The sequence below is a fragment of the Oleidesulfovibrio sp. genome, assembly GCF_047973035.1.
Lineage (GTDB): Bacteria > Desulfobacterota > Desulfovibrionia > Desulfovibrionales > Desulfovibrionaceae > Oleidesulfovibrio.
The window spans coordinates 16,815-31,299 of sequence record NZ_JBKEBF010000021.1 but is presented as its reverse complement, the minus strand read 5'-3'; the positions used below and the strand labels follow the sequence as shown (position 1 = coordinate 31,299).

The window sequence follows — 14,485 nt, the reverse complement described above, 5'->3', positions numbered from 1 at the left end:
TTTAACATACCGTATGAAAATACTTCCGGCAATGCACCCGGCGAATTGCTGCTTTCATGCCTGCCCGAAGATTGGTATGTAGCTGGGTATGCCGATTGCTGTTTTATCAGATATTCATGCCAACCTTGCGGCCTTTGAAGCTGTTTTGAAGGACATCGACGCTCATGACGCGGCGGAGATTATTTCTCTGGGCGACAATGTGGGCTACGGGCCGCAGCCGGATGAAGTTGTGCAACTGTGCCGCGCGCGCAGAGTTATTTCCGTGGCAGGTAACCACGAGGTGGGCGTGGTGTTGCAGCATGAACGGTCGCGGTTCAATTCGCAGTCGCGTGAAGCACTTATGCGTACCGTCGAATTATTGTCGCCGGAGTCCATCGAGTGGATGTCGCTTTTGCCGTACGGACTCACCCGTCACGGGTGCAGATTTGTGCACGGCATGCCTCCGTCTTCAGTGCACAAATATCTTTTTTCCGTGAATGGTGGAGAGTTAAAGGGCGCATTTCAGGCGTTTCTGGGACCGCTTTGCTTTGTGGGACACACGCACGAGCTGGAACTTGTGCAACTCAAAGACGGGACATTGACTCGCAGGCCGCTGGTGGAAGGTGACAATGTGTTGGATATGACCACCCGTTATATTGTTAATGTGGGTAGTGTCGGCCAGCCCCGTGACGGTGATAACCGTGCGAAATATGCCCTGTGGTATCCGGATGAAGGGCGTGTGGTTATTCGTTTTATTCCCTACGATATAGAGCGGACAGTGGCATTGTTTCCTGAACGGGGAATGCCGCTGCGCTATGCAGACCGATTAAAATAATGCCGGAGTGCTGCACATAACAGCATTGCATGGTATACTATATGCAATGTTTGTTGTGTGGCGGGGTGCGGGCACTGCCATTGCTGCAAGTGCGCGCATTCGGGTGCTGCTGCCCTGAGAGTAAGGAGCGAACAGGATGTTTATAGGAAAGTACGAAGTCTGCGGGTTGCTGGGCAGAGGCGGTATGGGAGCCGTTTATAAAGTGCGCCAGCCTGTGACAGGCCGTATGGCAGCCCTCAAACTGTTGCGCCCCACGGAGATTCTGGAAGATCTGGTGGGTATGCGGGAACTGACGCGTCGCTTTGAAGAAGAAGCCCGCATTATGGGCAGGCTGGACCACCCCAATGTGGCGGCGATTCTGGATTTTGACCGCGATGCGCAGGACAGGCCGTATTTTCTTATGGAGTATTACTGTCTTAATCTCGGTATGCTTATCGGTGAAAGCTACCGTGTTGAAGCCCCGACGCGTCGTCTGCCGCTGGAGCGTGCGGTGCGTTATACCCGCCAGACTCTGGAAGCATTGCGCCGGATGCATTATGCGGGTGTCATCCATCGCGATGTAAAGCCGTTCAACATTATGGTTACGGGCGAAGACGACGTTAAGCTTATTGATTTCGGGCTGTCGCGGCTGCGCGGGGAAACGGACTATGAACAGCGCGAACGGCTGCATAAGAGCGTTAAAGTAGGTTCACCTTACTATGCGCCTCCGGAGCAGGAAAAAGACCCTGAAAGCGTGGATGCCAGCGCCGACATATATCCCGTGGGTGTGATGCTGTACCGCATGCTTACGGGCATTCTGCCCAATGATGAAGAGCGCCTGCAGGACGGGCGCATTCCCCGTGCCAGTGAGTATAGCGACGATCTGGATGCAGAATGGGACGAATTTTTTGACAGGGCCATGGCGCATGACCCGCGGGAGCGTTTTGCCTGTGCCGCGGCCATGAGTGACAGACTGGATGTGTTGGAGCGCCGCTGGCGCGCCCGTGTGGACAACACCTGCACCATGGTGGAAGGGGGCCTGCCGCACAGACAGTGTCCGCCTGTAAACACGGACGTGCGCACCATTCCCATCAAGGCAGGCCTGCGCGAAGCGCGTGAAGCATTCGGGCTGGATGACCTGTGGCGCCCGCTGTGCCCTGCGGAAGAGACTTTTGAAGATCAGGGCGACGGAACCGTGTTCGATAGTGCAACAGATTTAATGTGGCAGCTGGGCGGCAGCGATTATCCTTTGACATGGGAAGAGGCCGCCGAGTATGTGCACGCGCTGAACGCATCACGGTTTTGCGGGTATGGCGACTGGCGCCTGCCCACCGTGGCCGAACTGATGACGCAACTTTCAGAGCCGCCCATGCTGGGCGACTACTGTGTGCCTCCGGTGTTCGATGCGCGTTTTGACGCGTTGTGGAGCGCCGATACCAAGTCGCATGTTGCGGCGTGGTATGTGTCGGCAGCAATGGGGTATGTGGGCTGGCAGGATTTTACCTGCCGGTTTTCCGTCCGTGCGGTGCGGACACACTCCGGAGAGTAAACATATGATTGATACAAGTTGCGACCGTTGCGGGACATGCTGCCGGAAAGGCGGCCCCGCCCTGCATTTGCAGGATTTGTCTCTCATCCAAAGCGGCGCCTTGCGGTACGCCGATCTGGTAACTCTGCGGCGGGGCGAGCTTGCGTATGACGAGGCCCGTGGCGAAGTTATACCGCTGCAGCAGGAGCTGATAAAGCTTCGCGGGGCGCTGCGGGGGTCCTGGACCTGCATGTTTTTTATGCCGGCTGAGCTGGGCTGCAGAATTTACAACAGCAGGCTGCAAGAATGCCGCGCATTGTCGTGCAAAGACACCTCCGGTATTCTGGCCATGTACGAAAAAGATCGCCTGACACGGGTAGATGTGCTGCGGGATAAGCCTGACCTGCTGGCGCTTGTTGCCGCGCATGAAGAAAGCTGTCCGTATGATTCTTTGCCGGAACTTGGCCCGAAAATGCGTGGCAACAAGGATGCGGCGGAGAAAATGCTTGAGATGGTGCAGCTGGATCTTTCTTTCCGTCAGGTCGTGCGGGAACGGGCAAATATACCGGAAGCGGATATGGATTTTCTGTTCGGGAGGCCGCTGGCAGAGACCATTAACCGTATGTACGGCTTAAAAGTGGTACGCGGCAACGAAGGACTTGAACTAGCACCTGTACGCAAGGCCGTATGAGGCCGGAAACAGCAATGATTACAGACAGCCCGGAGGCATAATCCCCGGGCTGTTTTTTTTACACAAAAGACGGTACACAGCCAGTGCGGCAGGCGCAAATGGCGCGTGCCGATTAACAACGACAAGACGCATATTCTGCAACGTACCGAGGAGAATCGTATGTATATAGTCACGGGTGGCGCGGGTTTTATAGGCAGTGCCATGGTGTGGAAGCTCAACCGCATGGGCATAGACAACATTCTGGTGGTGGATAACCTTGCCAGCACAGAGAAATGGAAGAACCTCGTCAATCTGCGCTACACGGACTACATGCACCGCGATGCGTTTCTTGATCTTGTGCTGGATGACTGCGTACCGTGGAATGTGAAAGGCATTATCCACATGGGGGCATGCTCTTCCACCACCGAGCGCGATGCGGACTTTCTGATGGAGAATAACTACCGCTATACCCGCGTGCTGTGTGACTATGCGTTGCAGCAGAAGGCCCGCTTCATCAATGCCAGCTCTGCGGCAACGTACGGCGACGGTTCATTCGGGTTTGAAGATTCGCTCGAAACCATGCACAAGCTTAAGCCGCTTAATATGTACGGCTATTCAAAGCAGCTTTTTGACCTGCGCGCCCACGCCGAAGGCAAGCTGGACAGCATCGCCAGCCTGAAGTTTTTCAACGTGTACGGCCCCAACGAGTACCACAAGGACGACATGCGTTCCGTTGTGTGCAAGTCGTTTACCCAGATAGGCGACGAAGGTATGATGCGCCTGTTCAAATCGTACCATCCAGACTACCCCGACGGCGGTCAGAAGCGCGACTTTGTGTACGTGAAAGACTGCGTGGACGTAATGTGGTGGCTGCTTGAGAACCCTTCTGCAAACGGTCTGTTCAACATCGGTACCGGTAACGCCCGTACATGGAACGACCTTGCACGGTCTGTATTCAGCGCCATGAACGTGCCGGAAAAAATTGAATACATCGAAATGCCCGAACATCTGCGTGGCAAATATCAGTACTTTACACAGGCTCCCATGCAGCGCCTGAAAGATGCCGGTTGCCCTGTGACCTTCCGCTCGCTGGAAGATGGCGTAAAAGACTACGTGCAGAACTACCTTGCCAAGGATGACCCGTACCTGAATCCTGCCGAAGGGTAGGTTCATAAGCGGGAAGCCCACTCGCGAGAAGCAGGCGCGGATTTTTACGGCAATACCTGATGCATCCGGCAAAAGCTGGCATTGCCATATGGGCTGCGGATGTGGTCAGGCTGCGCCATACGCGTGGCTGTTCGTTAGAATGTATGTCCGTATGTATGTTTTTGCTATCTATAACGTATCGACACGCCGTGGATTTTTTTGCGGCGTGTTTTTTTGTAGGCATGCAAAATGAGAGCAGAGCGGAGCGACAGGCAGCTGAAGTGCAGCGATAGCTGCAACAAAGACGGGTAGAAAAGCAGAGCAGCGCAAAACCATGTGTCTGTAAGGTGCGGATTAGGAGCTTTGTTAGAAGAAGGATACTTCTGTAAAGAAGAATCTTTTCATACCCCTTGATGAGCAGAGCCGCTATGAAGAAAGTCATTACGCCAGCTTGCGTATTTAAATGTGCATCGTCCGGGCTGGCGTAAATTAAGGTTGCAAGCTTAATTTGTCGTCAGCTTGCAGTGTTTAAAATTCATTTGCATACCTTTTCGGAATAATTCAAGAAGAAGTGAAGATGGGGCTGCGTGGACTTACGACGGCAGCGACAGGGTGAGCGTGAAGCTGCCTTCCTGTTGCGTGACGGAAAGCAGGCCACCGACTGTTTTGACAAGCCGGTAGCTGACGGAAAGATTGCCCTGCGGGCCGGAGTCATCAAACGGCAGCAGCAGGTAGTCCTGACTGGGCATGGCAGCGGCAGTGCGGGCGGGGGATACTATGGTGACTTCCTGCGTACCGGCGCCAAGCCGTGTGGCAATGTGCATGGTTTCGCCGTCCGGCATGGCACTCAGCATGTTGGAAAGCAGGTTCATGAAAACCTGCGACAGAATATCCGGGTCTGACTGGATTTCCGGCATAGCAGGGTGCAGGTCCTGAGCGATGGTGATTTTGCGCCGTGCGGCCTGACTGTCCAACCTGTCTGCGGCAAAGCTGACAGAGTTGTTCACACTGGTCGGCTTTGTGGAAACAGTTACCGGCTTGGTGTATTCCTTCAGCTTGTCCAGCATGGCTTCCATGCGTTTTGCTTCTTCCAGTATGATTTCTGCCTCGGGCGAGTCGGGCATTTTTTTATGCAGCCTGCGGGCAAAGCCCCCAAGAGCAAACAGCGGATTACGGAATTCGTGGGCAATCTCATCTGCCATGGCGCCCAATGTGTTCAGTTTTTCGCTCTGCACCAGCACTTTATCCAGAAAATCGCGGTCGGTTATATCCAGCAGTACGCCTTCTATTCTGCCCGATGCATGTTCCGTAGGGGGCGTGATGGCGGTTGAACGTGCCTGCAGGCGCACCATGTACCCGTGGCGGTGGCGGAATGAAAATTCGCAGCTCACATCGTCGCCGGTTTTCAACGCGCCGGAAAAAGCATTACGCACCGCGGCTGCATCGGGCGGGTTGATGTTGTCCACAAACCATTCGCCGGACGTTAACGCTTCTGCCACACTCCAGCCCAGTACGCGCGGGCAGGCACTGCTCAGCCATGTGACCTCAAGGTTGCTGTTCATGGCAAATACGGTAACAGGCAGGTTCTGGATAAACTGGAAATAGCGGGTTTCGGCCGCATCTACCCGTTCACGCAGGGCTTTGCGCTCCAGACAATTGACGACTGTTTTTTCCAGCATTTCCAGATTCGGGATGGGCTTTGAAATAAAGTCCCATGCGCCGCTTTTAAAGGAATCAATGGCTGCGTCAATTTCTGCCCTGCCGGAAACAATGATCACAGGCGTGTCCGGCCGTTCCTGCACCATGAGTTGCAGCAGCGTTTCGCCGCGCATGGCGGGAATGCCCAGATCAAGGAGCACCAGATCGGGGTTGTGCTCGCGGAATATGGCCAGCCCTTCTTGACCGTCTGCAGCCTGCAATACAGTCAGGCCGGAGTCTTCCAGCCATGCCGCAATGGTTTCGCGGATGACGGCGTCATCTTCTACGGTCAGGATAGTGGCAGAGTGTTGATGATCCGTCACGGTTTGATTTCCTGTGGATGTCAGGCGGCAAGCTTGCAGCTTGCCACGTAGAATACTTTTGATACTGTCTTCCATTCTACGATGGAGCGGACAACGCGTCCAGCACAGAGCAAAAAAAGCTGCGCGCGGAAATAAAAAAAAGACCGGAGCGTATTCCGGTCTCAGTAGTTTTTTATTGTTGCAGCGGGTTAGCCTGTCCGTTTGAAAAGGCGTTCCAGCTCGGCAGGATTAAACCGCAGAACCGCAGGTCTGCCGTGCGGGCAAAACTCTCTGTCCGGCACTTCCAGCCACTGGGCAATAAGTCCTGCAGCTTCATCGGGCGTAAGCCGTTGCCCTGCCTTAATGGCAGATTTGCATGACATCATAACCCACATATTCGGTAACTTGCCGTTTCTGTCAGAAAGAACCTCCCGCAGAAACTCTTTCGCTTCGTTCTGGTCCAGTGTGGCTGGAATACCGCGGATGCGCAGTGATGCGCCTGCGGTTTCAAGGCTGAATCCCATTGCAGCCAGATCTTCCCATACTTGTACCAGCCGTTCCGTTTCCGCGGTGTGCAAGGGCATATCAAAAGGCAATGCGAGCAACTGGGTCTGCCCGCGCGTGGCATCGCGGCGGATGCGTTCGTACAATACACGCTCGTGCACGGCGTGCTGGTCCAGCAACAGCAGGGTGCCCTGCCCGCGCAGGACAATCAGGTAGGTGTCTGCTACCTGCCCGAGATACGTATATTCACCGGTGGTTACTGTGCCGCCGCTTGCATACTGGTCAGAAAGGTGCGCGGGGGGCTGCCCGTTGGCGGACGATACATCAGTTCCGGTCGGGGGCGCATCAGCAAGCGGTTGCGGTTCGTGGTCAGCCATGTGCCCTTGAGCGGAATATCCTTCGCCGTATGATGTATGCATCTGTTCCGATACATTGCCATTGGCATTGCCGATCCCGCCATGTGCGGGGCCGCGCGGAGTAAACGCAATGGCTGCGTCGGCATCTGCGGGGGCGGCGTGTGTGTCATCCGCGTTGTTAAAGCCAACGTCGGTGCCAAAGCCAATGCCGTTGCCGGTATGTCGGGCGGCATTATTTGTACCGTGGTGGTCTGTGGTGTCGGATGGCGAGGCACCGGCAGCATCAGATTGCTGCCAGTCCTGCTTATGTGCCGCCTCCGGCCGCTGGACGATTTGAACATCGTCATGGTGCGCATCTTCTATCTGGCGGCGTACAATGGGGGCTGCGTCGGCTTCTCCCCAGAATCCCAGCGGCCGTGCAGACGGCCCTTGCGGTCTGGGGGCGGAAAGAACCTGTGCAGACGATGCCTGCGAGGGCTGCGTCCCGAACGGGTCGGCAAGCACTTCTTCATGCCCGTCATATTCACCAGTTGCGCTCAGCTGCTGCAAGGCTGCTTCCACGGCGCGGCGCACGGCGCTGAAAACGTGACGTTCTTCGCGAAAGCGTACTTCGCTTTTGGCGGGGTGCACGTTCACGTCAACCATTTCTGGTGCAAGGTCAATGAACAGCAATACCTGCGGGTATTCACGGCCCAGCATTCTGCCGGAATACGCATCGCGCACGGCACGAATGAGCAGCTTATCGGAAACTGCCCTGCCGTTGACATAGAAAAACAAGCGGTCAGAACGCGGTTGGGCTTGCTTTGGGTCACCGCAAAGTCCCTGTATGCGTACGTCGGGTATTGTTCCGTCCGAGGCCTTGCTGCAAAAACGCGGTACCTCAACCATTGCCTCGGTCACGGCAGGGGGCCACAGTACGGCCAGCCTGTCACGCCATGTCTGGTCGGGCGGAAAGCGATATACTTCGCGGCCTCCGCTGGAAAGCGAGAACCCAGCATCGGGACGAGCCAGCGCAAGACGGCAGAACAGTTCCTGACAACGTTTGCTCTCTGTAGCGGTGGTTTTTAAAAATTTAAGCCGTGCAGGAACGTTCAGGAACAGGTCGCGTACTTCTACCAGAGTGCCGCGTGCAAGGGCGGCAGGGCCTTTGGCCTGCACTATACCGTGTCGGACATGAATAAAGCTGGCATCGCCACTGTTGCCTTCTGCATCGGGTGCGGGGGCGGATGTCATGCGAAAGTCGGAAACCGATGCTATACTGGGCAGTGCCTCACCGCGAAAGCCGAAGCTGGCAATGCGCATCAGTTCTTCAAAGCTGGTCACTTTGCTGGTGGCGTGTCTGGTAACAGCCAGTTCCAGCTCATCTGCGCTGACGCCGGCTCCATCGTCGCGAACGGTAATCAGGCTGCGGCCGCCGTCTTCAATGGCGACCTCGACCATGCGGGCACCTGCGTCCAGACTGTTTTCAACCAGTTCTTTCACCACGCTGGAGGGGCGTTCGACCACTTCGCCTGCGGCAATCTGGTTGCGCAGGGCATCGGGAAGAACTTGTATGCGTTTGCGCACGGGGCGCGATTGTACTTCTTGCGTCATCACTATGAGTCCTTATAGTCTCGTGCAATGGCCATGTAGCCATAAACAGCCGTGCGGGTAAAGCGTTGTAAGGTGTGTTACATGCAACCTGCCCGGTACGACAGCAGTACCGCCAAAAAAGGGTACACCTATCTCATGAACACAATTCTTTCATTTGAGCAAATGACATTTCTCTGGCCCGGAGGCACAGGGCTGCACAATGTTTCATTGCAGATCGCGCAGGGCGATTTTGTACTGATTACCGGAGCATCCGGTGCGGGCAAGTCTACCCTGCTGCGCCTTGCTGCACGGCTGGAAGAACCTTCGGGAGGCAATGTTTTTCTGCAAGGGCTACCGCTGGGGCAGATGGAGATTCATCAGCTACGCCGCACGGTGGGCTTTATCCAGCAGACTCCTGTGGTGGTGGAAGGTTCCGTTCGGGATAATCTGTTGCTGGCCTACAGATTCAAGGCAAACGAAGGCCTGCAGGTACCCGACGATGATACCTTGCGGGGCTGGCTAGATCGTTTTCTGTTGTCATCCGTAAAGTTGGACTGTGCCGCTTTCGCCTTGAGTGTAGGACAAAAGCAGCGGCTGTGTATTATCCGCTCCATGCTTTGCGGCCCGCGGGTGTTGTTGCTGGACGAACCCACCAGCGCGCTTGATGCTGAAAGCCGCAAGGTTGTGGAACAGCAGATGGAAGTTTTGAACAGTGAAGGCGTAACTTTGCTGCTGGTAAGCCATTCAGGGTATGTACCGGCTACGCGGTCTTACCGCCGGATAGAAGTATGTACCGGCACAGTGCGGGAGGTGCAGGCAGATGAAGCGCTGCACTGTACGCAGTTCTGTCCGAATGCTGCCGATGTTGCCGGAGTTTCAGGTACAGGCGGTTCGGGCGGGGCTGTCTGTAGCGACCTGACTGCGCCGGAGAAGAAGGAAGGAGACGCTCGATGACCGCGAACTATATTGCCATAGAATGGTGGCAGCTGCTGTTTGCATTGGGCTTTGTAGTGCTTTCCGGCGCGGTATCACTGTGGTACAAGCTGCGTCTTGAACGCGATCTTATGATGGGCACCGTTCGTACCTTTGTGCAGCTTATGGCCATGGGATATGTTTTACAGCTGCTTTTCGGGTTGCAGAATGCGGCAGCGGTATTAGGTATATATCTGGTCATGACGTGGTTTGCTTCGCGCATTATCCGCGACAGGGTGGGCGAGCGCGGGGTTTCGTACTTTGGTCCGGCCTTTATTTCTGCGGCATTCAGCTTTATGCTGATAACCATGCTGGTCACGGCTGTGGTTGTGCAGACCGACCCGTGGTGGGACCCGCGGTACTTCATTCCCATCGGCGGAATGGTGGCGGGCAATTCCATGAATGCTCTTTCTATTTCACTGGAACGTCTTTTTACAGAGCTGCGGCTGCGTCGCAGTGAAGTTGAGATGCGCTTGTGCCTCGGGGCTGATTACGAAGAAGCCAGTCGGGGAATTTTCAGAGATGCTTTGAAAGCGGGCATGGTGCCTTCCATCAACTCCATGATGGGTGTGGGCATTGTTTCGCTGCCCGGCATGATGACAGGCCAGATTCTGGCCGGTGCTGATCCTGTCGAGGCTGTCCGCTATCAGATAGTTGTTATGTTGATGATTGTAGCCGCCACTGCGTTGAGCAGTTTTCTGGTGCTGCGTCTGGTCAGACGACGTTGCTTCGGCAGCGGGCACAACCTGCTTATACGCGAAGAGTAGAAAAGAAATATAAATGCGGCAGAGTACAGGGGGGATTTGTTGTGAGCTTTGATACCGAAGTGTTGTTCCGGCGAGGACCGCTGTCGGCGCGAGTTGTGCGGGGCAAAGGTTTTGACCCTGAACTGTTGTTTGTGGAATGCAGCTCTTGTGGCAGTCCTATTTTTTGGGAAAAAGGCAGAACTACCTCTATTCTGGAAGAGTCGGGCATAGCCGTGCAGGACCTTGATGAACGCTGCATGATTATGTCGCAGGGCTGCCCGCGATGCACTCCGCGGGAAAGAGAGTTTGAACTGCGCGTGGTGCGTCTTGCGCCGGAAGGCGAAAAAAGCCTGCCGGAGATTTCCGGCAATGCCTGATGCTTATCATGTTGTTGAGATAACAAAAGGGCCGTGATCATATGATCACGGCCCTTGGCTTTTTATGCCGTGCTGCTCGGGATAACCGCTTTGTGCTGTCCGGAGCAGCTTTCAGGAGCAGGCGGCCTGTAATGCGCTACAGGCGCACAAAGTTATTTTTTTTCAGCCATGCGTTTTTCAAGCTCTTCAGCCGCACGGATAACTTCTTCAGTAAAGGATTCGCGTGCAGCAGCCAGACGTTTTGCCAGCTCGGGGTCAGACAGCGCAATAATCTGCGCAGCAAACCAGCCGGCGTTTTTGGCACCGGCCTTGTCCAGAGCCACGGTACCCACGGGGTATCCGGGAGGCATCTGAACAGTAGCCAGCAGCGCGTCCATGCCGCCCAGCTTGGAAGCGGTCACCGGAACGCCGATGACAGGGCGAAGCGTACGTGCAGCTACTGCACCGGCCAGATGCGCAGCCATACCAGCCGCACAGATGAATACCTGACAGCCGTCTTTTTCCAGCGTATCCACCAGTTTTTCCGTGCGTGCAGGGGTGCGGTGCGCGGAACTGACGGTGAACATGTAGCTGATGCCCAGCTTGTCCAGCACCTCGGTGCAGGGGCGCAGGGTTTCCTCGTCAGAAATGCTTCCCATGAAAATGCCGACTTGAGGCATTGCCAACTCCATACAGTTTGATGGTGGATAGTAGAGCTGGCCGCAAAAGCGGCCCGCAGTTCCAAAGGCGGGGCCGTGCCCCGAAATGTATCAGTTCTTCGCTCGCGACAGGCCTTTGTTGCCGATGTCGCGGCGGAAGTAGCTTTTTTCCATACGCACGCGGGCAACAGCGGCGTAGGCTTTTTTCTGTGCAGCATCCAGAGTGTCGCCCAGTGCGGTTACACACAGTACGCGACCACCGCGGGAAACGGTTTTGCCGTCATCGGTGATGCGGGTTCCGGCCTGAAATACCTTAGCACCGTCAGCTTCCGCTTCTTCGATACCGCAAATCTCCATGCCGGAATCGTAGCTGCCGGGGTATCCGGCGGCGGAGATGACCACACCCAGAGCCGTCTGCGGAAGGTAGCTGGCGGGTACGGTATCCAGTTTGCCTGTGGCGGCAGCCATCATGATGGCTGCAAGGTCGCCGTCAAGGCGCATAAGCAGCGGCTGACATTCAGGGTCGCCGAAGCGCACATTGTATTCAAGCACATAGGGGCCGTCTGCCGTCATCATAAGACCGGCATACAGCACGCCACAGAAAGGCTTGTCCTTTGCGGTAAGGGTGCGCACGATGGGCCGGATGACCAGTTCGGTCATTTCGTTCCAGCGTTCTTCGGGCAAAACGGGAGCAGGGCTGTATGCGCCCATGCCGCCGGTATTGGGGCCGGTGTCGCCTTCGCCTACGGCTTTGTGGTCCTGCGCTGATGGCAGGGGAATGATTGTTTCGCCGTCAACCAGCGCAAGGAACGAAGCTTCTTCGCCCACCAGAGCGGCTTCGATGACCACATGGGCACCGGCGTTGCCGTATGCTTTTTTCACCATGATGTCTTCGAGCGCTTCAATGGCTTCATCGGTTGTTTTTGCCACCACAACGCCTTTACCTGCGGCAAGACCGTCTGCCTTGACCACAATGGGGGCGCCTTGCTTCAGCACATATTCGCGGGCTTCGTAAAAGTCTTCAAATACGCCGAAGTCTGCGGTGGGGACACCGGCTTCACGCATGATGCGCTTGGCAAAGGCTTTGCTGCCTTCCATTTGGGCGGAAAACGCGTTGGGGCCAAAGCAGGGAATGCCTGCGGCGGCAAGGGAATCTTTTATTCCGAGAACAAGGGGCAGCTCTGGCCCGGGTACGACAAGGTCAATCTTGTTTTCTCGGGCGAAGGCCACAATAGCGGGCAGGTCGTCCTCGGCGATGGGCACGTTGGTGCCTTCGAGCGCAGTACCGCCGTTACCTGGGGCGATGAACAGCTCGTCGACGAGCGGACTTTGGCGCAGCTTCCATGCAAGAGCATGTTCGCGTCCGCCGGAGCCGACAATCAGGATCTTCACGGGTGGGCCTCCGGATGTCTGTGGCAGGGGCGGTATAATGGCCGGGGTTTTCCCCCGCCGTGTTTCGTGTTAGCACGTTCAGGCCCCCATCGGGGCCTTTATCGTGGGCACTAGGTACAGTTTTTTCGGCCCACGGGCAAGCAGGATATACAGTCCTTTTTTCGACCGCTCAAGGGAGTTGCGTTATGTCCCGTTATCGTTTTTTGCCGGATCACTCCGAAGATGCTCTCGCCGCAGAACAACTTGCGGGATTCCAGTGGACTGTGAGCCATGCCTTGCAGAACAGTCCTTTTTACAAACGCCGTCTTGGTGAGGCCGGTATACAGGCCGCAGACATCAGATCGTTGGACGATTTGCAACGTCTGCCCTTTACCACCGTGGCGGACCTGCGTGACGAATATCCTTTGCCGCTTTTGAGTGTACCAGAAAAAGATGTAGTGCGCATTCATGCATCGTCCGGCACCACAGGCAAGCGTAAAATTCTGGCCTATACCGCCAAGGATGTGGAAAATTTCAAGCTGATGATGGCCCGCTGCTATGAGCTGGCAGGGCTTACTGTGGAAGACAGGGTGCAGATTGCCGTAGGGTACGGGCTGTGGACTGCCGGAGCCGGTTTTCAGCTGGGGTGCGAACATTTTGGCGCCATGGCAGTGCCTGTAGGGCCGGGTAACCTTGAAATGCAACTGCAGCTGCTGACAGATGTCGGCGTGACCTGCCTGTGTTCCACGGCTTCCATGGCGCTGCTGATGAGCGAAGAAGTGGAGCGCAACGGCCTGCTGGACAAGGTGCGGCTGAAAAAAGTGATTTTCGGGGCTGAAGCACATAGCCCCAAGATGCGTAAATCGTTTGAAGAGCGTCTCGGCCTTGAAGACAGCTTTGACATTGCGGGCATGACGGAAATGTACGGCCCCGGTACCGGCCTTGAATGCTGCGCGCATGACGGTGTCCATTACTGGGCTGATCTTTTCATCATTGAAGTGCTTGACCCGCAGACGCTTACCCCTGTTGCTCCGGGTGAAGTGGGTGAGATGGTTGTCACTTCGCTTCGCAAGGAAGCATCGCCTCTTATCCGCTATCGTACCCGCGACCTTACACGCATGATTCCCGGCCAGTGTAGCTGCGGGGTTAGAGCGCCTCGCCATGACCATATTCTGGGCCGTTCAGATGATATGATAATTTTCAGAGGCGTAAATATTTACCCCGGCCAGATAGCGGATGTGCTGCAGCATTATCCGGAACTGGGAGCAGAATATCAACTGACTCTGACCCGTAAGGACGGACGCGATGCGATGCATCTGCGGGTGGAACGTGCGCAGGATGCTCCTGAAATCGGGTATGATGGCGAAGCGGCCTTGCTGCGTAACGTGTTGGGCGAACTGCATAAAAAACTGATGGCCCGTTGCGGGGTGGAGCTGGCGGCCTACGGTGAGTTGCCACGATCTTTTGCCAAGTCTAAACGAGTTGTGGACTTACGCGACCAGGAGTAATACACACAAACATAAGCAGAGCTGCTGTTCTTCGGCAGCTCGCGTTATATCAGGGCCGGAACGCGCGGATGGGGACAGACTTTGTGCGTGTACTGCCGGTCTTTTTTTCGCAAAGAGTATCCGGCCTCGGCATCCTATAGAAAATACGGGCCTGCCCTACTATTGTAGTCTTTGTGATTTTGTGAAATGTACAGGCCGCTTACGGTCTTTGCGGGGGCTGGCTGCACGTCATGGGGCGTGTGCCGGTAGCATTGTGAACAGACGCGCGTGAGGCGTACAGGCTGCACCTGCCGGCTGTACGGAA

At 55.7% G+C, this 14,485-nt stretch carries 12 protein-coding genes; 8 read left to right on the top strand and 4 right to left on the bottom strand.

The window, feature by feature from the left end; translation table 11 throughout:
* The first annotated feature begins 88 nt into the window (after positions 1 to 88).
* The 4 genes from ACK5LI_RS06965 to rfaD all read left to right on the top strand — a co-directional run bounded on the left by ACK5LI_RS06965 (position 89) and on the right by rfaD (position 4,158).
* Complete coding sequence (locus ACK5LI_RS06965; RefSeq protein ID WP_416947592.1) at positions 89 to 814, top strand: metallophosphoesterase family protein; 726 nt, start codon at positions 89 to 91, stop codon at positions 812 to 814.
* A gap of 136 nt (positions 815 to 950) precedes the next feature.
* Positions 951 to 2,342 carry a protein kinase domain-containing protein gene (locus ACK5LI_RS06960; protein ID WP_416947590.1) on the top strand — a complete coding sequence of 464 codons (1,392 nt, stop codon included), beginning with the start codon at positions 951 to 953 and terminating at the stop codon, positions 2,340 to 2,342.
* A gap of 4 nt (positions 2,343 to 2,346) precedes the next feature.
* On the top strand, positions 2,347 to 3,012 hold the full coding sequence (locus tag ACK5LI_RS06955; protein ID WP_416947588.1) for a YkgJ family cysteine cluster protein: 666 nt from the start codon (positions 2,347 to 2,349) through the stop codon (positions 3,010 to 3,012).
* 159 nt (positions 3,013 to 3,171) lie between these two features.
* On the top strand, positions 3,172 to 4,158 hold the full coding sequence (gene rfaD / locus ACK5LI_RS06950) for an ADP-glyceromanno-heptose 6-epimerase (RefSeq protein ID WP_416947586.1): 987 nt from the start codon (positions 3,172 to 3,174) through the stop codon (positions 4,156 to 4,158).
* Between the two features lie 572 nt (positions 4,159 to 4,730).
* Here rfaD and ACK5LI_RS06945 read toward each other — a convergent pair.
* On the bottom strand, positions 4,731 to 6,158 hold the full coding sequence (locus ACK5LI_RS06945; protein WP_416947584.1) for a response regulator: 1,428 nt from the start codon (positions 6,156 to 6,158) through the stop codon (positions 4,731 to 4,733).
* Positions 6,159 to 6,346: 188 nt separating this feature from the next.
* Entirely contained in the window at positions 6,347 to 8,590 is a 2,244-nt protein-coding gene (gene mutL, locus ACK5LI_RS06940; protein WP_416947582.1) for a DNA mismatch repair endonuclease MutL, read from the bottom strand.
* Positions 8,591 to 8,671: 81 nt separating this feature from the next.
* Here mutL and ACK5LI_RS06935 point away from each other — a divergent pair, with 81 nt between their 5' ends.
* Genes ACK5LI_RS06935 through ACK5LI_RS06925 form a run of 3 tightly spaced genes read left to right on the top strand, consistent with a single transcriptional unit; the run spans position 8,672 to position 10,664 of the window.
* Positions 8,672 to 9,523, top strand: a complete 852-nt coding sequence (locus tag ACK5LI_RS06935) for an ABC transporter ATP-binding protein (protein ID WP_416947580.1) — start codon at positions 8,672 to 8,674, stop codon at positions 9,521 to 9,523.
* Positions 9,520 to 10,308, top strand: a complete 789-nt coding sequence (locus ACK5LI_RS06930) for an ABC transporter permease (protein ID WP_416947578.1) — start codon at positions 9,520 to 9,522, stop codon at positions 10,306 to 10,308. The genes ACK5LI_RS06935 and ACK5LI_RS06930 overlap by 4 nt, the downstream gene beginning before the upstream one ends.
* A 41-nt stretch (positions 10,309 to 10,349) precedes the next feature.
* Positions 10,350 to 10,664, top strand: coding sequence for a hypothetical protein (locus tag ACK5LI_RS06925; protein ID WP_416947576.1), 315 nt, complete (start codon positions 10,350 to 10,352; stop codon positions 10,662 to 10,664).
* A 152-nt stretch (positions 10,665 to 10,816) separates the two neighbouring features.
* Here ACK5LI_RS06925 and purE read toward each other — a convergent pair whose 3' ends face one another.
* Positions 10,817 to 11,323 carry a 5-(carboxyamino)imidazole ribonucleotide mutase gene (gene purE, locus ACK5LI_RS06920; protein ID WP_416947575.1) on the bottom strand — a complete coding sequence of 169 codons (507 nt, stop codon included), beginning with the start codon at positions 11,321 to 11,323 and terminating at the stop codon, positions 10,817 to 10,819.
* 90 nt (positions 11,324 to 11,413) lie between these two features.
* Positions 11,414 to 12,694, bottom strand: a complete 1,281-nt coding sequence (gene purD / locus ACK5LI_RS06915) for a phosphoribosylamine--glycine ligase (RefSeq protein WP_416947573.1) — start codon at positions 12,692 to 12,694, stop codon at positions 11,414 to 11,416.
* A 185-nt stretch (positions 12,695 to 12,879) separates the two neighbouring features.
* Between purD and ACK5LI_RS06910 the strand changes: the two genes are divergently transcribed.
* Positions 12,880 to 14,181, top strand: a complete 1,302-nt coding sequence (locus tag ACK5LI_RS06910) for a phenylacetate--CoA ligase family protein (protein ID WP_416947571.1) — start codon at positions 12,880 to 12,882, stop codon at positions 14,179 to 14,181.
* Positions 14,182 to 14,485 lie beyond the last annotated feature (304 nt).